We start from the raw sequence: 22558 nt of genomic DNA on the forward strand, positions 1-22558 counted from the left end.
TGCGCGCGCCCCGGAATGACTGACGTCAGATATTGGCGTCGCCCTCGGGGCCGACGGAGGCGATCCGCACCATATTGGTGGTGCCGGGAATGCCGAGCGGCACGCCGGCGACGATGATCACGCGCTGGCCGGCGCGGACAAAGCCATCGCGAAATGCGATCTGGCCGGCGCGGTTGACCATGTCGTCCTGGTCGCGCGCGTCTTCCGCCACCACGCAATGCACGCCCCAGACCACCGCGAGCTTGCGTCCCGTCGTCATGTTCGGCGTGATCGCCACGATCGGCGCCTTCGGACGTTCGCGCGCCACCCGGATCGCGGTCGAGCCGGAGCTGGTCCAGCAGATCAGCGCCGGCAGGTCGAGCGTATCGGCCATCACGCGCGCGGCGTCCGCGACCGCATCGCCTACTGTCGCTTCGGGGGCCGGCCGCTGGGCCATGATCACGGATCGATAGGTCGGGTCACGTTCGACCTCCTCGCCGATGCGATTCATGGTCGAGACCGCTTCGACCGGGAACTTGCCAGCAGCCGATTCGGCCGACAGCATGATGGCGTCGGCGCCCTCATAGACGGCGGTCGCGACGTCGGAGACTTCAGCGCGGGTCGGCACCGGCGCCTGGATCATCGATTCCAGCATCTGGGTGGCGATCACCACCGGCTTGCCGGCGCTGCGTGCCATTCGCGTCATCTGCTTCTGAAGGCTCGGCACGCGCTCCAGCGGCAACTCGACGCCGAGATCGCCGCGCGCCACCATCAGCGCGTCGGAGGCCTCGATGATGTCGGCGAGGCGATCGATCGCCTGCGGCTTCTCGATCTTGGCCATCACGGCGGCACGGCCGCGGATCATCTTCTTGGCTTCAATGACGTCGTCGGCGCGCTGCACGAAGGACAGCGCGATCCAATCGATGCCAGTGGTCACCGCAGCCTCGAGATCGGCGCGATCCTTCGGCGTCATTGCCGAGACCGGCAGGTCGGTATCGGGCAGGCTGACGCCCTTGCGGTCCGACATCTTGCCGCCGACCACGACACGCGTCACGGCATGCTCTTTCGTGGTTTGCTCCGCGATCAGCCGCACCTTGCCGTCATCGAGCAAGAGTGCATGGCCGGGCCGGAGAGCGGCGAGGATCTCCGGATGTGGAAGGTAGACGCGGGTCGTGTCGCCCGGCGCCTTGTCGGAGTCCAGCGTGAAGGTCTGCCCGTTCTGGAGCTGCACGGCCCCCTCGGCGAAAGAGCCGAGCCGGAGCTTCGGCCCCTGGAGGTCGACAAGGATGCCGATCGGCCGCCCGTAGCTGGACTCGACGTTACGGATTGTCGCCACCAGCTCCCGCATCTTGTCGTGCGGGGTGTGGCTCATGTTGATGCGAAAGATGTCGGCTCCGGCCTCGAACAGGCGGCGGATTGTCGCGAGGTCCGAAGAGGCAGGTCCCAGGGTCGCGAGAATCTTGATACGGCGAAGTCGCCTCATGGCTTATTTCCAGGCGGGGGTGCTGGCGCAAGGCCAGGCGAGCCCGGGGGCGTAGCACCCGGCGGGCTATTGGGCAAACCCGGAACGCCACCACCCGGGCCAACCGGGCCCGGCAGACCAGGTACCCGCTGCTGCGAGGGCTGCTCGTTGGCGTCGGTCAGCTGCACGGTCCAGGCGCGCTGCTCGCCGGTATCGACCTCGAAATAGCCGGTCCGGTCGTAGCCGCGGGCGAGGCAATCCTCGGTGCCGCGGATGGTGAATTCCTTGTCTCGCGAGCACATGAAGGCCTGGCCCGACCATTCACCGCCGCGGTCGTAGTCGATCGCGTAGATATAGTAGTAGCGGGCGACCAGCGTGCCCCGCAGCAGCGTCTCGCAGGCGCGGGACGAGATGTTCCACCAGCCCTCCGTCGTCCAGCCGTCCGCGTCCTTGTAGCCGAGCGCGATCCCGACCCGGCTCGAGGTGTTGTTGCAGAGGCGGAAGTCGGCCGAGGCGGGGCTCGCGGACAAGCACAGCAAGGCGATCGCCAGCGCCGGGGCGAGGCGGACGAGCCATGTGGAGAGGCGTTGGAAGGCGGGAGATTCGGCGATCATAGTCGCGGGAAGCTATATCAGATCATTGACGATTTGGCGTAGAGCGCGGGAACTGCCTAGGGACCGTCCAAGGGACCCGTTTGCACCGGGATATGGCAAAATCTATGACAAAGGCCTACCTAGAGCATGATCCGGGAAAAGTGCACAGCGCTTCTCCGAAAAGATCATGCTCAAACAATAGCCTAAAGCGCGATGACGATTCATCCCAATCTCGTCGCGCTTTGGTCCCGTAAAGGATCTGTCCGGACAGTGAGGTCATCGTCATGGCAATCGACGACAAAACCAGAACAGAGCTCGAGGCAGCGGCCTTCCGGCGCCTGGTCGAGCATCTGAAGACGCGGACCGACGTCCAGAACATCGATCTGATGAATCTCGCCGGCTTCTGCCGCAATTGCCTGTCGAACTGGCTCAAGGACGCCGCTGACGCCCAAGGGGTACCTCTCAGCAAGGACGAGAGCCGCGAAGCGGTCTACGGCATGCCCTATGAGACCTGGAAGGCGAAGTACCAGGGCACGGCCACGCCAGAGCAGCTCGAGGCCATGAAGAAGGTCCATCCCGGGCATTGACCTCCGACTCGAGGGACCGAATCGTTCGCAGCACAACCGGTTTTTGACCCCCGCGGCACGAAGATGTGGGTGCGCTGTGGACGGGCGCGATGGTGCCTTGACGTAACGGCTGCCAAACCTAAGGGTCAAACCAGCACGCGCGGTGCTAGGACGCCGGCGTTATCTCACCTTGCCAGTTCCATCAGGAGTACGAGATGGCCATTGCCACCGCCGTCGACGAAGAAGCGCCCGCCACGAAATTCGCCAAAGATCAGCTCCGCTCCATCATCGAACGCATCGAGCGGCTGGAGGAAGAGAAGAAGGCGATCTCCGACGACATCCGCGACGTCTATGCCGAGAGCAAGGGCAACGGCTTCGACGTGAAGGCGCTGCGCACCATCGTGCGGATGCGCAAGCAGGATCCCAATGAGCGCGCCGAGGCCGAAACGATCCTCGAGACGTATATGCAGGCGCTCGGAATGCTCTGACGGGCCGCTTCGGCCTTTCGATCGCGGCGCACCAAACCTAGGCAAAATCCGCTTCTCTGCTAAGCTGCTCGGTGAAGGGACCGAGTCATGGATGCGCCTGGACCAGAGCGCCGGCTCGCCGCGGTCTTCGCCGCTGACATGGTCGGCTTTAGTCGGCTCATGGAGGCCGACGAGGCTGGAACGCTTGCGCGCCTCAAGACCCACCGGATCGAGCTCATCGATCCGGTCATCAGCCGCAATCGCGGACGCATCATCAAGACCACGGGCGACGGCCTGCTCGTCGAATTCCACAGCGTCGTCGATGCCGTGCTGTGTGCGGCCGAGATTCAGCGCCGCATGGGTCGGCGCAATGCCGACGTTGCGCCCGGACGGTGGATACAGTTTCGCATCGGCATCAATCTGGGCGACGTGATCGTCGACCAGAACGACATCTTCGGCGATGGCGTCAACGTCGCGGCGCGGCTGGAGGCGCTGGCCGAGCCTGGCGGCATCTGTATCTCGAGCGCGGTTCGCGACCAGCTCGGCCAGCGTCTCGATGGCGTCGACTTCGACGATCTGGGCGAGCAGAACGTCAAGAACATCGCGCGACCCATCCGCGTCTTCCGCGTCCGGCTGAACGAGGAGATGGCGGGCGCGCCGGACGGGGCGACGGACGCCGCGCCCGCGGCGGGCATTTCCAGGAAACCTTCGATCGCCGTGCTGCCCTTCGCCAACATGAGCGGGGATCCGGAGCAGGAGTTTTTTGCCGATGGGCTGACCGAGGACATCATCACCGAGCTGTCGCGCTTCCACGATCTGCTGGTGATCTCCCGCAACTCGGCCTTCGTGTACAAGGGCAAAGCGGTGAAGGTGCAGGACGTCGCCCGCGAGTTCGGCGTCGACTATGTTGTCGAAGGGAGCGTGCGAAAGGCGGGAGGGCGCGTGCGCGTCACCGTGCAGCTGATCGACGCGGAGACCGACCGGCACATCTGGGCCGATCGCTATGACCGCGAACTCGAGGACATCTTCGCGATCCAGGATGAGATGACCCGCGCGATCGCCTCGACGCTGCCCGGCCGCGTCGAGGCGGCGAGCCACGATCGCGCGAAACGCAAGCCGACCGACAACATGGCGGCCTATGAATGCGTGCTGGCCGCCAAGATCCTGCACCACCGCTCGAACCACGACGACAATGCGCAGGCGCAGCGCTTGCTCGACCGGGCGCTTTCGCTCGATGCGAACTACGCCCACGCACACGCCTGGAAGGCGTGCGTGTTAGGCCAGACCTGGGTCTATAGCTGGTGTGAGGATCGCGACGCGACTTTCCGGCAGGTGGCTTCGGAGCTGGAGACCGCGCTGGCCCTCGACGACAATGACAGCGACGTCCACCGCATCCTCGCCGCGCTCAATCTGAACCGCGACGACCATGACAGGGCCGCCTACCATCAGGAGCGGGCGCTCGCACTCAACCCGAACTATGATCTCGTGGTAGTGCAGCAGGGTGAGCTGCTGACCTGGCTCGGCCGGCCGGAGGAAGGCATCGACTGGATCAAGAAGGCGATGCGGCTCAACCCCTGTCACCCCGAACGCTTCTGGAGTCATCTCGGGCGCGCCTATTACTGTGCCGAGAAATACGCCGACGCCGCCGAAGCCTTCTCACGGATCACACGGCCCGATCACGCCCATCACGCGTTCCTCGCCGCGATCTTCGCGCAGATGGGCAACGCGGTTGCGGCCGGCGCTCACGCGGCCGAGGTTCTCAAGCGTGAGCCTGCATTTTCGGTAGCCAATCACCTCTCCACCCAGCACTATAAGCGCGAGGTCGACCGGCAGCGCTACGAGACGGGCCTTCGCGGCGCCGGCCTGCCGGCCTGATCCATCAAGGGGGAGAGCGTGACTGAGCCACCATTGCCGCGCGAGGTGGGCCGAGCCTTCGAGGCCTTTCCGTTGCAGATCCGCCGGCGTCTTCTCGATGTACGCGAGCTGATCTTCGCGACCGCCGGGGCACATGACGACGTCGGCGCGCTGACTGAGACGTTGAAATGGGGCGAGCCCGCCTATCTCACCGCACAGACCGGAAGCGGCAGCACCATCCGGCTCGGTCGCGTGAAGGACTCCGAGACGTACGCAGCCGTGCTGTTCAACTGCAAGACAACGCTGATCGACAGTTTTCGCGAGCGCTTTCCCGACGCGTTCGAATACCGGCAGAACCGGGCGCTGCTGTTGCCGGTGTCGGGCAAGCTGGCGAAGCAGCCGCTCGCGGTCTGCCTGTCGCTGGCGCTGACGTATCACCTCGACCGCCGGAGCAGGAAATAAGCTTGTAGCCCGGATGGAGCGCAGCGAAATCCGGGATTCGCGTACACGGCAAGATACCCGGATTGCGCTGCGCTCCATCCAGGCTACGGCACGATGTGAAGGGAAGGGCCGTTAGCGCAATGCTGCGGTGCGGACCACGAAGGACGTCGTCTCGAGCTTGGTGGTCGCCGAGCCCGAGAAGCTGTCGCAGGACATGCCCTGCATCGGATCATCGGTGAAGCCCATTGCGATAACCGCCTGCGGCTTGACGAAATAGGCCCGCATCGCGGTCATGTCGATATCGCCCATCAGCGTCACCGACATCGCGCGGCTGGCGCTCGGCGCCAGCATCACGATCTTGAGCCACATGCTCTCGCCCTTGGCGGCGGAGAGCCGCGTCGAGGTCGCGACCATGCCCTGGGCGCCCTTCACAACGACGGTGTTGATCTCGGTGGCCTGGGCCAGGCTGCGAGTCGCAGCAAGCGGACGGGCTGCGCGCGGGACCGGCGCGGAGGCGGCGACGACGTTGGCATGGTCGACGGGCGAGGCGGCGGCCGGCGCATAGGCAAGCGCCTGGTAGGCCGAGAAAGAAACGCTTGCGGTCGCCTGCGGATCGGTCGCCGAGGCCAGTGCCTGGCGTGCCCTGAGCGCCGCGACCTGGGCCGGCGTAGCCTGCTGCGGAGCCGCCGGCGCATCCCAGAAACCGCGGGCGTTGATGATGTCGGCGGGCGTCTGCGGCTTCGCTTCAGTTGTTTTGGCCTCAGCCGATCTGTCGGCGGCGGAAGCAGGCTTCGGCTTGGGAGGCTGCACGACCTGCATGTCGGCCGCGGCAAGCTGGATCGCGGCCGCAACTTGCGGCTTGGCGCGCGGCGTCGGCACTGGATCGGTGGGCTTCTCAGCGGTCTTGGCAGGCGCGGCTGCCGCAACCACGGTCGGTACCGCCGGTTTAGCACTGACGGCCGGCGCGCCCTCGTCATCCTCGTCGCTGGCGGGGGCCGATTTGCCTTTGAAGAGCGCCGCCAGGAAGCTCGGCTTGCCGATCGTCGCGGCGTCATCGCCATTGCCGCGCCGCTCGATATCGGCCTTGGCGAGCTCATAGCCTTTCAGCGGCGTGCCATCGGTCGGCAGGTGCACGGTGCGGCCGTCCGGGAAGACACGGGCGAGCTGGTCATGCGTCATGCGCGGCCAGTGCCGGATGCTGCCGGTGTCCAGATGCACGAAAGGCGAGCCGGAGGTCGGGTAGAAGCCGACACCGCCGCGTTGCAGGCGGAGTCCTGCGAAGCGGATCTGCTCCAGCGGTACGCCCGGAATGTAGAAGTCCATCGCATGGCCCAGCATGTGCTGGCTGAAGCGCGCCACACCTGATGAGCGACGGCGGAGCATGGCGTTGGTGGCGGGGGAGCGATAGGACGAGACGATCTGAATCGGCTGCTTGCCGTCGACGTCGCGATAGACCTCCCAGAGGATATCGAAGAGGTGGCGGTCCATCACCGTCTCGTCCTGGCTGCGCCAGTCACGGAGATAGTGATTGAGCTGCTTCAGCGCGGCCTCGTCATAGCGCCCGTCGCGCTTGAAGGTGACGGTGAGGTCTTCGCCGGAATGGGTGTGGTGGAAGGAGAGGGTGCGGGTCTCGTTCAACGCGGTCGCGTCGTGAACGGAGCTGGCGCCGGCAAGCAACAGCAGCGAGGTCAGGGCGATCCGGGATCCAGCCCTGACTCCCGCATGGGACAACGACACCGCAACGAATTGGCGTGCGAAACCAGCCAGCACGAATGAGCCCACCCAGTCGACGAGCGTTCAAATGGACTCTCCCGCCAACCCCGCTAGCGCGCGAAAGAGGATGAACGCTTTCTTAAAGCGAGAAGGTTAATTTGAGGTTTACCTTCCCGCCCCCAACCCCAACGAAATCCCGAGAGGGATTCCAAGCAAGTCGAAAACCCAAGCCGAAAACCCAAGTCAGGATACAGACCTAACCGGTCGAGTGTGGCGAAAAAACGCCCCCAGCGGCGGCTCTGGTGGACAATGGTTAACGTTAAGCGATCCCGTCGGGGACGGGATCGCTGATTTTATTGATGAATCTGTCTTTCGACGCGAGTCCGCTGAGGCGATCAGCGGGTAAAGACGCGCTGCTGGCGCCGGCCGACCGGAGCCGGCGGCGGGGTAGGCGCGCCGAACAGCCGCTCCAAGAACGACGGACCCGACGAGGAGAAGCCGCCGCCGAAGCCACTATTGGCTACCGCGACGCCAGAGGGCAGGATCGTGGCTGGCCGCGAGTAGCTTGGCTGGGAATGCGCGACGACGTTCTCGAGGTCCTTGCCGCGGCCGTTCTTCAGGATGCTGAGCATCGTCGCATCGCGGCCATACACGTCCCTGCGGAATTGCAGCTTGCCGCCGTCGTCCACGAACGCGGTCTGGTAGGTGATGTTGACCGGGATCGGGGTGGGGAATTTCAGGTCGATCTCGCTCGAGCCGTACATGCCGCGGATCCGCTCCGGTGTGTAGTGCTCGTTCGGCATGGTGATGTTGAGGAGCACTGAGGCGTACTGATCCGGGTTCTGCACCCGCATGCAGCCATGGCTGAAGGCGCGCTCTTCCTTGGCGAACAGGTACTTGTCCGGCGTGTCGTGCTGATAGACCAGGAACTTGTTCGGGAAGTTGAAGCGGACGCGGCCGAGCGCGTTGGCTTCACCCGGCGGCTGCGAGATGTGCACGGAGCCGTCGCGGTTCTGCTCGAGGCGCAGTCCCATGCGCTGGAGCACGGTCGGGTCCTGCTGCAGCGCCGGCAGATATTCGTTGTAGACGATCGACGGCGGCACATTCCAGGTCGGATTGACCGTGATGTACTTCATCGTCTCGCTGAGCAGCGGGGTGGCGTGCGTGCCCGGCTTGCCCGTGACCACGCGTGTGGTCCAGACCTGCTGGCCGCGCTGCATCACCTTCAGCGTGTAGTCGGGAATGTTGAGGATGACATAGGCATCGCCGAGAGACGGTGCGCCGAGGTCGCGCGGCAGCCAGCGCCAGCGCTCCATGTTCACGAGCACGGTATCGATCTGCTTGTCGCGCTTCGGGCTGTTCAGCGCCCTTACGGTCGGCGCGTCGAGGACGCCGGTCGCTTTCATCTCGGCGCCGTCCTGGAATTTCCGCACGGCTTCCGCAACCGTTGCGTCATAGTGGTCGTCGTTGGCGTTTTCGGTGATGCCGAGCTTGGCGCGGAGCTGCGGCACGCGCGGATCCTGTACGACCACTTCCGCCTGCTTCTTGCCGCGCGCCGGCGTGTACTTCAGCGCCGGCCCGTCGGTGATCTCGATCACCGGGCCTTCGCCCTGGCCGCGGAGCTGGGCGAGCTTCGCCTTGAGCTCTTTGTAGAGCTTCTGCGGCGGGTTGTAGCTGTCGAGCGCCGCGGACGCATCAGTCGCGGTCGTGACCTTGGCCAGCACCTCGCTCGGGTCGACCGGATGCTCGGGATAAAGGATATCGGCGCTGACCTGCGACCAGTGCATGCGGCCGCTCTGCGCCTGGCGCGCATAGTCCAGCATGCTGGCGGTGAGCTTGAGCTCGGCTTCGGCGAGCGCATCGGGCGTGGTGGCTGCCGCGAAATCCGGCACCGGATAGTCGGCGGCGTTGAGGCCGTCGGACGCGGCATCCTTCAGTCGTGCGATCACGCCCTTCGCCGAAGCGCTGAGACTCCCGCCTTGCGTCCAGACTGGCGCGAAGTCGCGTGCGCCGTAAAACTTCTCGACGGTAGCGCGCTCATTCTTGCGATCGAAATAACGCGAGCTCTTGGCACCGAGCGCGTCCTTGATCTTGTCGGCAACCGGCTGGTCGGCAGCGGGAACGTTGCTCGCGGCCTTCACCGGCTCGGCGGCCGGCTCCTTCGCGACATCCTTCGGCGGCTCGGCCGGCACTGCAGCGGTCGCGGGCGCAGCGGGAGCGGTCGCAGCTTCGGTCTTTGCCGGTTCAGTCTTGGAAGGCTCAGTCTTGGCAGCTTCAGTCTTGGCAGCTTCAGTTTTGGCAGGCTCGGTCTTCGCGGTCTCGCTCTTCGGCGCCTCAGTGGCGGGCGTCGTGGCGACGTCGGAAGGCTTGGCTTCGGAAGGCTTGGCTTCGACATTCTCAGGCGCCGGTGCGGCTTCCGCCTTCACGGGCTCCTTGCTGCTTGCGTCCTTGGTCGGCTCCTGCACCGTGGCCGTGGTATCGAGCTTGATGTCGGCGGCTGTCGGTGGCGGGACGTTGGCCGGTTCGGGGCGCGGGATCGCGGCTTCGATCGCGAGCTCCGCGGCGCTGCTGCGCGCCTGGTCCTGGGCGAGCGCCGAAGTGGCCGAGACCGTGAGGAAGGTCGCCGCGACCGTCATCAGCACGCGGTCAAAGCCTGCACGGTTGTTCAAACAGTCTCGCATCGTGTCACGCCCCTCGGGTGAACTGTCCCCATGAAACAGATTCGCGGAACAGATTCGTTATCGTCTAACAGCTTCGGCCAATCGCGCCGGCTTCTCGAAAGTTGCACGCCTGCACGCAGCGATTCTTACGCAGACGATATACAGGCCCCGTTTTTGCAGCCAGCGCGACCCGGGACAACTCACGACAAACTGACTTCAAGGAGACCCCTTGGCAACGGATTGTGCGCCTCTGCCACGCGCTTTTCCCTTTGTCTGTCACTTCCCGGTCACGGTTCAAATCGTCCGCAATGCGAAGGACTTGCGCCCCGTTTGGGCCATAGAGGGAACGTCGTTCCGCGAGCCGTGCTCAGTGCGTCTCCTCACCGCTTTTGCCGCCATGTCCTTGGACGCCGGCTTCGTCGAGTTTGCGGTAGAGCGTGGAGCGGCCAATTTTGAGGCGGCGTGCGACCTCCGACATCTGCCCCCGATAATGCGAGATCGCGAAGCGGATGATTTCGTTCTCCATTTCCTCCAGAGGCCGTACTTCTCCGGTGCTGGTCAGCATCGCGAGCGACCCGGCGGTGGCCAATGGAGCGATCGGTATTTCGTTACCAGAGATCATCGCGGGGGCCATTGACGCGAGTGGCTCCAGGATCAGCGGCGCGGTCGCAGCGTCGCTCGTCTGATGCGGGGGCCCGCCAAGCAGCGGGAAATCGTCCAGGCCGAGCTGATCACCCTCGCTCATGACCACCGCGCGATAGACCGCGTTCTCGAGCTGGCGGATGTTGCCGGGCCAGTCGAGCGTCGAGAGATGCGCCATAGCCTCGCCGCTGATGCCAGTGATCGGGCGATTCTCCTCGGCGGCGAACCGCGCCAGGAAATGCCGCAAGAGATGCGGAATGTCCTCGCGCCGCGCGCGCAGACTTGGAATCGTCAGCGGCAGCACGTGAAGGCGGTAGAACAGGTCCTCGCGAAAGTGGCCCTGCTTCACCCGATCCAGGAGCTTGCGGTTGGTCGCGGAGATGATGCGGACGTCGACCTTCACCGGCTTGCGTCCGCCGACGGCCTCGACTGCGCCCTCCTGGAGCGCGCGCAACAGCTTGACCTGCGCGGTCAGCGGCAGCTCGCTGACCTCGTCCAGAAACAGCGTGCCGCCATGGGCCTCGACGAATTTGCCGGCGTGCCGTTCGGTCGCGCCGGTGAAGGCGCCTTTCTCATGACCGAACAGGATCGACTCGACGAGATTGTCGGGGATCGCGCCGCAATTGACCGCGACGAACGGCTTTGCCTTGCGCTCGCCGCTGCCATGGATGGCGCGGGCGAACATCTCCTTGCCGACGCCGGAATCGCCTTCGATCAGGACGGGGATCGAAGAGTTTGCCGCCTTCTGCGCGGCGCGCATCACATGCGCCATCGCGTCGCTGCGCGTGATGATGTCGGAAAACGTCAGCCGGCCCTCGCGGCTGTGCCGGATGCGCTGCAATTCGCCCTTGAGCGCGGACGCGTTGAGCGCGTTGCGCAAGGAGACCTGGAGCCGCTCCATGCCGACCGGCTTGACCACGAAATCGGCCGCACCTGCGCGCATCGCCGAGATCACGTTGTCGATGCCGCCATGCGCGGTCTGGACGATGACGGGTACGCTGAGGCCCGCCTCGCGGATTTTTGCCAGGACGCCCATGCCGTCGAGGCCGGGCATGACGAGATCGAGGATGACGGCGTCGACCGCCGGTGCGTCGGGTGCGGTGAGGGCGGCGAGCGCGGCATCGCCGGAATCGACGATGATCGTTTCATAGCCGCATTTCTGCACCATGTTCTCGACCAGGCGGCGCGCGACGGCGTCGTCATCGGCAATCAAAATACTGGCAGCCATGGTGATCCCCGCACGCTACAACTATCTGTCTCGAATCGGGTCAATCTGGCCGAAGCCGATTAACGCACTCTTAAACCTTGCTGACCCCATCCATTGCGATCGTTGAACACAGGTTTCCAACACAATGACTTCGCGCTCCAAGTCCGCTCTCAGCACGTCCGTTCTCCGCAAGCCGAATACCAAAAAAGCCGTCGCCAAAGCAAAGTCCTCGGGCAAAGCCGCCAGCAAAGCCGGCAAGCTTCCGGAGTGGAACCTCGCCGATCTCTATTCCGGGATCACCGCGCCGGAAGTGGCGCGCGATCTCGAGAAGATGGATGCCGATTGCGTCGCGTTCGAGACCGACTACAAGGGCAAGCTCGCGACAGCGACAGCAAATGAAGATGGCGGAAAATGGCTCGCGGAGGCCGTGCGGCGTTATGAGGCGATCGACGATCTCGCCGGCCGGCTCGGGTCCTATGCCGGGCTAGTCCATGCCGGCGACAGCGTTGATCCCAAGATTTCAAAGTTTTACGGCGATGTGTCAGAGCGGCTGACGGCCGCCTCGACCCATCTTCTGTTCTTCGCGCTCGAGCTCAACCGGATCGATGACGAAATTTTGAATCGCGCAATGCAGGCTTCCGAGCTCGCGCATTATCGCCCCTGGATCGAGGACCTCCGCAAGGAGAAGCCGTATCAGCTCGACGACAAGCTCGAGCAGCTCTTCCTGGAAAAGGCGCAGACCGGCTATTCGGCCTGGAACAGGCTGTTCGACCAGACCATCTCCGGCCTGCGCTTCAAGGTCGGGGCTAAGGAGCTCGCGATCGAGCCGACGCTGAATCTCTTGCAGGACCGCGACGGCGCCAAGCGCAAGACTGCGGCGGAAGCTTTGGCAAAAACCTTCAAGGCCAATGAGCGCACCTTCGCGCTCATCACCAACACGCTCGCCAAGGACAAGGACATCTCCGACCGCTGGCGCGGCTTCAAGGACGTCGCGGATTCCCGCCATCTGAACAACCGCGTCGAGCGCGAGGTGGTGGATGCGCTGGTCGCATCGGTGCGCGCGGCCTATCCAAGACTGTCGCATCGTTATTACGCGCTGAAGGCACGCTGGTTCAAGAAGAAGCGGCTCGCTTATTGGGATCGCAATGCCCCGCTGCCCTTTGCCGCGACCGACACCATCGCTTGGCCCGATGCGAGGAACATGGTGCTGACGGCCTATCGCGGCTTCTCGCCTGAGATGGCCGACATCGCCGAGCGCTTCTTCAGTGACCGCTGGATCGATGCCCCGGTTCGTCCCGGCAAGGCGCCGGGCGCCTTCTCGCATCCGACCACGCCGTCGGCGCATCCTTACGTGCTGATGAATTATCAGGGCAAGCCGCGCGACGTGATGACGCTAGCGCACGAGCTCGGCCACGGCGTGCACCAGGTGCTGGCGGCCAGGAACGGCGCGTTGATGGCGCCGACACCGCTGACGCTGGCCGAGACCGCGAGTGTGTTCGGCGAGATGCTCACCTTCAAGCGGCTCCTTGCCCAGACCAAAAATGCAAAACAGCGCCAGGCGCTGCTCGCCGGCAAGGTCGAGGACATGATCAACACCGTGGTGCGGCAGATCGCGTTCTATTCCTTCGAGCGCGCCGTCCACAGCGAGCGCAAGAACGGCGAGCTCACCGCGACGCGGCTCGGCGAGATCTGGCTTTCGGTGCAGGCCGAGAGCTTGGGGCCCGCGATCGAGATCAAGGCGGGCTATGAGAACTACTGGATGTACATCCCGCACTTCATCCATTCGCCGTTCTATGTCTACGCCTATGCCTTCGGCGATTGCCTCGTGAATTCGCTCTATGCGGTCTACGAGAATGCCGCCGGGGGCTTTGCCGAGCGCTATCTCGACATGCTCGCCGCCGGCGGCACCAAGCATTATTCCGAGCTGCTGCGCCCGTTCGGTCTCAATGCCAAGGACCCAAAATTCTGGGACGGCGGCCTTAGCGTCGTCGCCGGTATGATTGACGAGCTGGAGGCGATGGGCTGAAGCGGCCTGGCCGCGTCGGCCTCTCGACGGGATTGGCCCCTGCCTCTCACGGCTGCGACATTTTTTCGCGAGCTCGGCTATGAGCTCGTGGACGCAGTGCGGCAGGCGCCTCCCTTGTTGATGGAACCGGCCCCGAACGACGTCATTGCCGTGCAGTTCGGCGCGTCCTGCAGCCTTCGGCCCCCGTTTTCCCAGCCGCTGGATGGGCCACCTTCGCGACGGGTCCGGAGCTCCTGCTACGTGGGATTGAACGTTCGCGAAACCCGGCGCGACTAATCTCTATTAGATTCTCCAGCCTATTATGCAACCATTGATTGTTTGTGGCTCTGCCGTTGGGGGAGACACGCATGCTCAATCAAGTCTCGTCGACAGCGGCCGCAGAAGCGCGGAAGGCCGCCTTCGCCGCCGACAAGCCCTGGTGTGAAAAGCACCACCTGATCGTTCGCGATGAGATCGAGGCAATCAACACGCGTCGCGATGGGACGCGCCAGCTCCGGATTGACGATCTGCATCCCTGCCAGATGCTCGACGTCACGGGGCTCGCGCTGTCGGGTGGCGGGATCCGCTCCTCGGCCTTCTGTCTCGGCGTTCTCCAGGGGCTGAACCATCACGATCTGTTCGGGCGGATCGACTACCTTTCGACGGTGTCGGGCGGCGGATATATCGGTACCTCGCTCAGCGCGAGCATGACGGTCGCGGGCCGTTTCGTCTTCGGCGAAAGGCCGGCAGGCGACACCGCGACCGCCTGCGAGATCAGCGACACGCCGTCGGTCGGACACATCCGGAACTACTCCAACTATCTGATCCCTGCCGGCGTGCGCGATCTGCTGACCGGGATAGCGATCGTGGTGCGCGGGTTGATCGCAAATATCGGGCTCACCCTGCCGATCATATTGATGCTCGCGGCGGTCACGATCTGGTCGACGCCCGTGCGAAGCTGCCTGACGGTCGCAAACCTGTTCGGCGTCGCCATCGGCGACCTCAAGAAATGCGAGCTGCAAGATTTCAGCTTCGTCAATCAGCATGGATTCAGCGCCGTCGGAGCGATCCTCGCCGTGATCCTGCTTGCCGTCAGCGGATTGACCTACCTCGGCTCGCGATCGGAAAGGGGCAGCGGTCCCAGCATTGTGTGCGCCTATCTTGCCGGCATTGTCTTCGTGGTCGGCGTCGGCTGCGACTTCGCGCGCGTGCTCCAGGTGAAAAACTTTGCGTTGACGCTGGCGATGGCCATCATCGGGGTCGTTCTGTTCTTTCTGTGGGCGATTTTCCGGTCCTTTGCCAGCCCCAAGAAGCGACAGGAATTTCGCTCCCATGTTCCGACAGCGGGTGCAACCTTCCTGGTGATGCTGGCGACCATCGCTTTCCTCGAATTTCAGCCCTTCGTGCTGCGGCAGATGTTCGAAGTCGCCGACAGCAGCGTGATCGGTGGGCCGGTCGGCGGCGTCGGGGTGGCCTGGATCAAGTCGCTCGCTGCGATCGCGGCGCCGATCGGCGTGTTCGTCACGGCCTTCCGGCAGCAGTTCGCCGAGCTTCTCAAGGGCAACGGCATCTCATCGCAATGGGGATCGGCGGTGCTGGCCATGGTTGCCAAGGTCGCGCTCTGGGTCGCGGGTCTCGCATTGCCGCTGATCATCTGGATCGCCTACCTCTATCTGTCATATTGGGGCATCGCCAATGATCTGTTCGAGCAGTGCCCACCGTCTCCGACGCAAAGAGAATGCCTGGCGAATGCAAAATCGAGCGCCTCAACGCAGGGAAGCCTGGCGGGCAAGATTCAGTTCGACGCCAGTGCGGGCACCCTGTCCGCGCAAATCACGCCGAAACCAGCACTTCCCGACGCTCCGGATACGGAGCGGCTGACACCGACCTGGCACGCGCCGACATGGCTCGAATCGGCAGCGCAGTGGATCGGAGCCGAGGCGCAGAAGCGATTCCCAGGCATGTTCCAGGGACTGGCGTCGGAACTCGGCTATTCCTTCAGCCTGCCGGTGGTCATCCTCTATGCACTGGCGGGTGTCTTTCTGTTCCTCGTGTCGTGGCTCCTGACGCCGAACGCGAATTCCCTTCACAGGCTCTACCGCGACCGGTTGAGCAAGGCCTTCCTGTTCGATCCGACCCTGCCTGCCGACGGTGATATCGCGCGCACCGAAGCCAGCCTCGACCAGGGCCGCGATTTCAAGCCGCTCGATCGCATGAAGCTGAGCGATCTCTACGCCATCGCGAACGCCGGTGACCCGAATGCCGGGCCGAAGTTGAGCGCGCCCTACCACCTCATCAACACGGCGTTAAACATCCAGGGATCGGATTTTGCCAACCGGCGCGGCCGCAACGCGGACTTTTTCCTGTTTTCGCCGCGCAATGTCGGTAGCGAGGCGACCGGATACGCCGCGACTTCGGCCCTCGAGAAAGTCGAGCTGAGCCTCGACCTCGCCACCGCGATGGCGATCTCGGGAGCCGCAGCTTCCTCCAACATGGGATCGAGCTCGATCAGGGTTTTGACGCCGACGCTCGCCCTTCTCAACGTGCGGCTTGGCTATTGGCTCAGGAATCCGCGTTACGTGAATGCGCTCTCGTTCCCTCGCTTCTCGCCGCTCTATTTCTGGGCGGAAATATCCGGCCGGCTCTACGAGAACAGCGAGGGGGTCTACCTCACCGACGGCGGACACATCGAGAATCTCGGCGTCTACGAGCTGTTGCGCAGGCGCTGCAGAGTGATCGTTGCCGTGGACGCGGAGGCGGACACGCCGATGAATTTCGCCTCGCTGATGACGCTGCAGCGTTATGCCCGCATCGATCTCGGCGTCCGGATCGATCTGCCGTGGACGCCGATCCGCGAGTGCACGCGCGCATTGATGGCGCGCAATGCCAGCAACGAGTCGGCCCCGTGTCAGCACGACGATCGGCCGCAGGATCACGCTCACGTCGCGATCGGCACGATCGACTATGGCGGTGGTGACTACGGTTACCTCGTCTATATCAAGTCGTCCCTGACCGGCGACGAGAACGACTACATTCGCGACTATGCGCGGCGGCACGCCACTTTCCCGCACGAGACCACGGGCGACCAGTTCTTCTCCGAGGAACAGTTCGAGGTCTATCGTGCCCTCGGCTTCCACACGACTCACGGCTTCCTGTGCGGTGACAATCCTGTGGTGGTCGGGTCCGCCGTCGATCCACGCATGGTTCGATTTACCGACGCAGGCCAGCCGGCGATCGACGCCGTGCGCGGAGCGCTTGGTCTGCCGGTGCAGCAACCTCAGACCGCGGCAGTCACGGTTTGCGCGCTTGATCAGGGCTAGCTGGTTGCCGTCTGCACCGCACGCCCCGACAATCCGGATTCCAAATGAGCCGATTTGCGGGAAAACTGCGCAGCTGTGCCGTTGCCCTGCCCGGCGGATTGCGGTATTGCCAGCCGGGAATTCGACTTTCGACTGGGGACATCCATGGCTGACCATAGCGAAGTGGCGTACAGCACCGCCGACGGCAACGACTACGTTGCCCACGAGCAGACCTACGAGGGCTTCATCAAGCTGGTCAAGTACGGCACAGCCACGGTCGCGCTCATCGTCATCCTCATGGCGATCTTCCTGACCTGATCCATCGTCGGCTGCACCGCCAAAGGCGGCGGTTGCTCAGAAAATTTGCATCCAAACCGGTTCTAAAACCGGTATCCAACGTTGCGGGAGTAACGCTAAATTCGCGTGCGCGCTGTCCCGCGCCGCCGGAGGCCTCATGAAGATTGCCGTTGCCAAGGAAATCGATCCATCCGAGCCGCGGGTCGCCGCTTCGCCGGACACGGTGAAGAAGTTCAAGGCTCTGGGCGCCGAGATTGCCGTCGAGCCCGGTGCCGGCGTGAAGTCGGGCCTGCTCGACTCCGACTACACCGCCGCCGGCGCGACCGTCAGCGCCGATGCGCTCAGGGATGCCGACATCATCATCAAGGTGAAGCGCCCCGAGGCGTCCGAGCTCGGCCAGTACAAGCGCGGCGCGCTGGTCATTGCCATCATGGACCCCTATGGCAATGACTCCGCGCTGAAGACGATGGCCGATGCCGGTATCGCCGCCTTCGCCATGGAACTGATGCCGCGCATCACGCGCGCCCAGGTGATGGACGTGCTGTCGTCGCAGGCGAACCTTGCCGGCTACCGTGCCGTGATCGAGGGTGCCGAAGCCTTCGGCCGCGCCTTCCCGATGATGATGACGGCGGCCGGCACCGTGCCCGCCGCCAAAGTGTTCGTGATGGGTGTCGGCGTCGCCGGCCTCCAGGCGATCGCGACCGCGCGCCGTCTCGGCGCCATCGTCACCGCGACCGACGTGCGCCCCGCCACCAAGGAACAGGTGGAATCGCTCGGTGCCAAGTTCCTCGCCGTCGAGGACGAGGAGTTCAAGAACGCGCAGACCGCCGGCGGTTACGCCAAGGAAATGTCCAAGGAGTACCAGGCCAAGCAGGCCGCGCTGACCGCCGAGCACATCAAGAAGCAGGACATCGTGATCACGACGGCGCTGATCCCGGGCCGGCCCGCGCCGAAGCTCGTCAATGCCGAGATGGTCAAGTCGATGAAGCCGGGCTCGGTGCTGGTCGATCTCGCCGTCGAGCGTGGCGGCAACGTCGAGGGTGCCAAGCCCGGTGAGGTCGTCGATCTCGATGGCATCAAGATCGTCGGCTACACCAACGTCGCCGGCCGCGTCGCCGCCTCGGCCTCCGGCCTCTACGCGCGCAACCTGTTCTCCTTCATCGAGACCATGATCGACAAGAAAGAGAAGAAGCTTGCCGTGAACTGGGACGACGAGCTCGTGAAGGCGACCGCGCTGACCAAGGACGGCGCAGTCATCCACCCGAACTTCCAGCCGAAAGCCTAGGAGAGAAGCCATGGAGCATGTCGCACAGGTCGTCGATCCCTTCATTTTCCGGCTGTCGATTTTCGTGCTGGCGGTGTTCGTCGGCTATTTCGTGGTGTGGTCGGTGACCCCGGCGCTGCATACGCCGCTGATGAGCGTCACCAACGCGATCTCCTCGGTGATCGTGGTCGGTGCGCTGCTCGCGGGTGGCGTTGCGAATGTGTCGAGCGGTTCGGGCTGGGCGCGCGCCTTCGGCTTCATCGCACTGATCTTTGCCTGCATTAATATCTTCGGCGGCTTCCTTGTCACCCAGCGCATGCTGGCGATGTACAAGAAGAAGGCCAAGTAAGCGGCCACCTCGGGCTGATGGGATAGATGGGGACCTGAGATGAGCGCCAATCTCTCTGCATTGTTGTATCTCGTGGCGGGGGTGCTGTTCATCCTGTCGCTGCGCGGGCTGTCGAGCCCGGCCTCTTCGCGCCAGGGCAATTTGTTCGGCATGATCGGCATGGCGATCGCGGTCGCCACCACGCTTGCCAACCACCCGCCGGCGGACGGCCTTGCCTGGCTGCTCGTCATCGTCGGCATCGCCATCGGTGGTACGATCGGCGCCGTGGTTGCGCGCCGTGTCCCGATGACCTCGATGCCGGAACTGGTAGCCGCCTTCCACTCGCTGGTCGGCATGGCCGCGGTGCTGGTCGCAGCCGGCGCGTTCTATGCGCCGGAAGCCTTCGACATCGGCACCCCCGGAAACATCCACACCCAGAGCCTCGTCGAAATGTCGCTCGGCGTCGCCATCGGCGCGCTGACCTTCACCGGCTCGGTGATCGCGTTCCTGAAGCTGTCGGCCCGCATGAGCGGTGCGCCGATCATCCTGCCGGCGCGGCACCTCATCAACATCGCGCTCGCGGTCGCACTGGTCGCCTGCATCGTCGGGCTCGTCGTCACCGGCAGCCCGGTGTTCTTCTGGCTCAACGTCATCCTGGCGCTTGCGCTCGGCGTGCTCATGATCATCCCGATCGGTGGCGCCGACATGCCGGTCGTGATCTCGATGCTGAACTCCTATTCGGGATGGGCCGCGGCAGGCATCGGCTTCACGCTCGGCAATTCCGCGCTGATCATCACCGGCGCGCTGGTCGGCTCATCCGGTGCGATCCTGTCCTACATCATGTGCCACGCGATGAACCGGTCCTTCATCTCGGTCATCCTCGGCGGCTTCGGCGGCGAGACCGCGGCGGCCGGCGGGGGCACTGGCGAGCAGAAGCCGGCAAAGCTCGGCTCGGCGGACGATGCCGCCTTCATCATGAAGAACGCCTCCAAGGTCATCATCGTGCCCGGCTATGGCATGGCGGTGGCGCAGGCGCAGCACGCGCTGCGCGAAATGGCCGACATGCTGAAGAAGGAAGGCGTCGAGGTGAAATACGCCATCCACCCGGTCGCAGGCCGCATGCCCGGCCACATGAACGTGCTCCTGGCCGAAGCCAACGTGCCCTATGACGAGGTGTTCGAGCTCGAGGACATCAACTCCGAATTCGCGCAGGCCGACATCGCCTTCGTGATCGGCGCCAACGACGTCACCAACCCGGCGGCCGAAGAGGACAAGACCTCGCCGATCTACGGCATGCCGGTGCTCCAGGTCTGGAAGGCCGGCACCGTGATGTTCATCAAGCGCTCGCTGGCTTCGGGTTATGCCGGCATCGACAATCCCTTGTTCTATCGCGACAACACGATGATGCTGCTCGGCGACGCCAAGAAGGTCACCGAGAACATCGTCAAGGCGATGTGATCGCGACATGCTCGAGAGCCCTCGCAAGCCATAGGGCTCTGGATTGGCGGCGTCGTCATGATCGTCGTGAAGTGGGTCGCCGTCGTGCTGGTGACCGGCTATCTCGCCGGTCTCGTCGTGCTCTATGTCAAACAGCGCGACATGCTGTTTCCGATCCCCCCGGTCGGTCGAACGCTACCGGAAGCCGCAGGCCTCCCCGAGGCGGAAGAGCATCTGCTCACCACGTCGGACGGCGAGAAGATCATCATCTGGCACGTGCCGGCAAAGCCCGGCCGCCCCGTGATCCTCCATTTTCCCGGCAATGGTGATTATCTGGCCGGCCTCGTCGGCCGCTTCAAGGCGATGACGGCTGACGGCACCGGCCTCGTCGCGTTGTCCTATCGCGGCTATGCCGGCTCGAGCGGCGCGCCGAGCGAACAGGGCCTGCTGCGCGATGCTGCGGCCGCCTACGCCTTCACGACCGCGCGCTACGCGGCTGAACGGATCGTCGTCTGGGGCTTTTCGCTCGGGACCGGTGTGGCCGTCGCGGTCGCATCCGAGCATCCGATAGGCAAATTGATCCTGGAAGCGCCTTACACTTCGACCGTCGATGTTGCGGCCTCGCTCTTTCGCTTCGTTCCGGTCCGTTTCCTGATGCGCGATCAATTTCGTTCGGACGAGCGGATCGCTCGCGTCACCGTTCCGCTCCTGATCATGCACGGCACGGAGGATACGGTGATCCCGATCGCGTTCGGCGAGCGCCTGTTCGCTCTCGCCAATCAATCAAGGCAGCTCGTTCGCATTCCCGGCGGAGGGCACGACAATCTCGACAGCTTTGGTGCCCAGGAGATTGCCCGACGTTTCATCAATGGCTCCTGAGGGCTGACGGGCGCGATCTTCTCGCGCATAATCGGTCGCCTATTTGAAGGAATCGCCTGCATGAGCGCACACGGACCGATGCCGCGGTCGTCTTGGCTATTTCCCGCCCTAGCGGTGCTGCTGTTCCTGATCGTCACCGCGACGGGGTACGGCTTCACCCTGTCGGTCGGGGGGCTTGGATTTGCGATCGTCCTGCTGGTGATCCTGTTCGGAACGGTGTTCGCTGCCGTTCATCATTCCGAGGTCATTGCGGAGCGGATCGGCGAGCCGTTTGGCACGTTGCTGCTCACGCTCGCGGTGACCATCATCGAGGTCGCGCTGATCACCACCATCATGCTCGGCGACAAGCCGGCACCGGAGCTCGCGCGCGACACCGTGTTTGCCGTGGTGATGATCGTCTGCAACGGGCTCGTCGGCCTCTGCGTGTTCATCGGTGGCCTCCGCTATCGCGAGCAGGGTTTCCAGGTTTCGGGCTCCAACGTGTATCTCAGCACGCTGATCGCGCTGGCGACCATCACGCTGATCATGCCCAACTATACGCTGACGACGCCGGGCCCGATCTATTCGTCGCTCCAGCTCGGCTTCGTCGATCTCGTGACGATCGTGCTCTATGGCGTGTTTCTCTACACGCAGACCGTGCTGCACCGCGACTATTTCATCAATCAGGCTGATGACGGGAAGGGCGGCGAAAGCCATCTGTCAGGCACAATGCTGGTTCTCAGCATGGTCCTGCTCCTGATCTCGCTCCTTGCCGTCGTTTTGCTCGCCAAGAAGTTCTCACTGGTGGTCGACGCCGTTGCCGCCATGATTGGCGCCCCACCGGCCTTTGCCGGGCTCCTGGTCGCGCTGCTGATCCTGATGCCGGAGGGCGTCTCGGCGATCGCCGCCGCGCGCAAGAACGATCTCCAGAAGAGCATCAACCTGGCCCTCGGCTCCTCGCTGGCCACCATAGGCCTGACGATTCCCGCCGTCGGCCTCGCCACCTATGCGCTCGACCAGCCGCTTGTGCTGGGCCTGAACCCCCCGAATACGGCGCTGATGTTCCTGACATTTTTGCTGAGCATGCTGACATTCGGCACCGGCAGGACCAACGTCCTGTTCGGGCTGGTCCATATGGTGGTATTCGCGGTCTACGTGTTCATGGTCTTTGTGCCGTAGCGAGAGGAATGGATATGCTGGCCGCAAAATCCGATGTGCAGGTCGACAACGACGAGGTCCGGGTCACCGAGTGGCGGCTGCCGCCGGGCGGCGCCACCGGCCATCACATTCACGGGATGGACTATGTGATCGTTCCCGTCACGGCCGGCGAGATGACCATCGTGGCGCCCAATGGCGAGCGTTCCAAAGCGCAGCTTTCGGCGGGCAAGTCCTACTTCCGCAAGGCAGGTGTCGCGCACGACGTGCTTAACGAAACTGCAACGGAGATCGTGTTCCTTGAAGTCGAGCTGAAACCGTAAAAGTGGCT

General features: G+C 64.0%; 18 protein-coding genes. 13 read left to right on the plus strand and 5 right to left on the minus strand.

Features of this window, described 5'->3' with window-relative positions; genetic code table 11:
- Positions 1-25 precede the first annotated feature (25 nt).
- Complete coding sequence (gene pyk, locus SO156_RS11675; RefSeq protein ID WP_498534883.1) at positions 26-1462, minus strand: pyruvate kinase; 1437 nt, start codon at positions 1460-1462, stop codon at positions 26-28.
- The gene (locus SO156_RS11680) at positions 1459-2055 is read right to left on the minus strand and encodes a DUF1036 domain-containing protein (RefSeq protein WP_498534884.1); all 597 of its coding nucleotides are present in this window, start codon (positions 2053-2055) and stop codon (positions 1459-1461) included. The genes pyk and SO156_RS11680 overlap by 4 nt, the downstream gene beginning before the upstream one ends.
- A 263-nt stretch (positions 2056-2318) precedes the next feature.
- Here SO156_RS11680 and SO156_RS11685 point away from each other — a divergent pair, with 263 nt between their 5' ends.
- The 4 genes from SO156_RS11685 (at position 2319) to SO156_RS11700 (ending at position 5383) form a co-directional block, all read left to right on the plus strand.
- Complete coding sequence (locus SO156_RS11685; RefSeq protein ID WP_458144958.1) at positions 2319-2621, plus strand: DUF1244 domain-containing protein; 303 nt, start codon at positions 2319-2321, stop codon at positions 2619-2621.
- Between the two features lie 194 nt (positions 2622-2815).
- Positions 2816-3088, plus strand: coding sequence for a DUF2312 domain-containing protein (locus SO156_RS11690; RefSeq protein ID WP_458144957.1), 273 nt, complete (start codon positions 2816-2818; stop codon positions 3086-3088).
- A gap of 87 nt (positions 3089-3175) precedes the next feature.
- Positions 3176-4942, plus strand: a complete 1767-nt coding sequence (locus SO156_RS11695; protein ID WP_498534885.1) for an adenylate/guanylate cyclase domain-containing protein — start codon at positions 3176-3178, stop codon at positions 4940-4942.
- Positions 4943-4960: 18 nt separating this feature from the next.
- Complete coding sequence (locus tag SO156_RS11700) at positions 4961-5383, plus strand: DUF1801 domain-containing protein (protein WP_458144955.1); 423 nt, start codon at positions 4961-4963, stop codon at positions 5381-5383.
- 111 nt (positions 5384-5494) lie between these two features.
- Here the strand turns inward: SO156_RS11700 and SO156_RS11705 are convergent, their stop codons facing one another.
- The 3 genes from SO156_RS11705 to SO156_RS11715 form a co-directional block, all read right to left on the minus strand.
- Positions 5495-7132, minus strand: coding sequence for a peptidoglycan L,D-endopeptidase MepK (locus SO156_RS11705; protein WP_498534886.1), 1638 nt, complete (start codon positions 7130-7132; stop codon positions 5495-5497).
- Positions 7133-7470: 338 nt separating this feature from the next.
- A complete protein-coding gene (locus SO156_RS11710; RefSeq protein WP_498534887.1) occupies positions 7471-9756 on the minus strand; it encodes a L,D-transpeptidase family protein in 2286 nt (761 codons plus the stop codon).
- A gap of 346 nt (positions 9757-10102) precedes the next feature.
- Positions 10103-11605: a sigma-54-dependent transcriptional regulator gene (locus tag SO156_RS11715; protein WP_498534888.1), complete on the minus strand. Its 1503-nt coding sequence runs from the start codon at positions 11603-11605 to the stop codon at positions 10103-10105.
- 124 nt (positions 11606-11729) lie between these two features.
- On the opposite strand from SO156_RS11715, the gene SO156_RS11720 reads away from it, so the two are divergent.
- The 9 genes from SO156_RS11720 (at position 11730) to SO156_RS11760 (ending at position 22550) form a co-directional block, all read left to right on the plus strand.
- Entirely contained in the window at positions 11730-13610 is a 1881-nt protein-coding gene (locus tag SO156_RS11720) for a M3 family oligoendopeptidase (RefSeq protein WP_458144951.1), read from the plus strand.
- A 347-nt stretch (positions 13611-13957) separates the two neighbouring features.
- The gene (locus SO156_RS11725) at positions 13958-16909 is read left to right on the plus strand and encodes a cell division protein (protein ID WP_498534889.1); all 2952 of its coding nucleotides are present in this window, start codon (positions 13958-13960) and stop codon (positions 16907-16909) included.
- A gap of 144 nt (positions 16910-17053) precedes the next feature.
- Positions 17054-17206, plus strand: coding sequence for an aa3-type cytochrome c oxidase subunit IV (locus tag SO156_RS11730; RefSeq protein ID WP_449376860.1), 153 nt, complete (start codon positions 17054-17056; stop codon positions 17204-17206).
- A 136-nt stretch (positions 17207-17342) separates the two neighbouring features.
- Positions 17343-18470, plus strand: coding sequence for a Re/Si-specific NAD(P)(+) transhydrogenase subunit alpha (locus SO156_RS11735; RefSeq protein WP_458144949.1), 1128 nt, complete (start codon positions 17343-17345; stop codon positions 18468-18470).
- A gap of 10 nt (positions 18471-18480) precedes the next feature.
- Positions 18481-18798: a proton-translocating transhydrogenase family protein gene (locus tag SO156_RS11740; RefSeq protein ID WP_283039714.1), complete on the plus strand. Its 318-nt coding sequence runs from the start codon at positions 18481-18483 to the stop codon at positions 18796-18798.
- Between the two features lie 39 nt (positions 18799-18837).
- Complete coding sequence (locus tag SO156_RS11745) at positions 18838-20235, plus strand: NAD(P)(+) transhydrogenase (Re/Si-specific) subunit beta (protein WP_458144948.1); 1398 nt, start codon at positions 18838-18840, stop codon at positions 20233-20235.
- 57 nt (positions 20236-20292) lie between these two features.
- The gene (locus SO156_RS11750) at positions 20293-21093 is read left to right on the plus strand and encodes an alpha/beta hydrolase (protein WP_498534890.1); all 801 of its coding nucleotides are present in this window, start codon (positions 20293-20295) and stop codon (positions 21091-21093) included.
- 60 nt (positions 21094-21153) lie between these two features.
- Complete coding sequence (locus tag SO156_RS11755; RefSeq protein WP_458144946.1) at positions 21154-22251, plus strand: calcium:cation antiporter; 1098 nt, start codon at positions 21154-21156, stop codon at positions 22249-22251.
- Positions 22252-22265: 14 nt separating this feature from the next.
- Positions 22266-22550 (plus strand): cupin domain-containing protein, encoded by a 285-nt coding sequence (locus SO156_RS11760; protein WP_458144968.1) that lies wholly within the window; start codon positions 22266-22268, stop codon positions 22548-22550.
- Positions 22551-22558 lie beyond the last annotated feature (8 nt).

This window comes from Bradyrhizobium sp. UFLA05-125 (genome assembly GCF_059803515.1).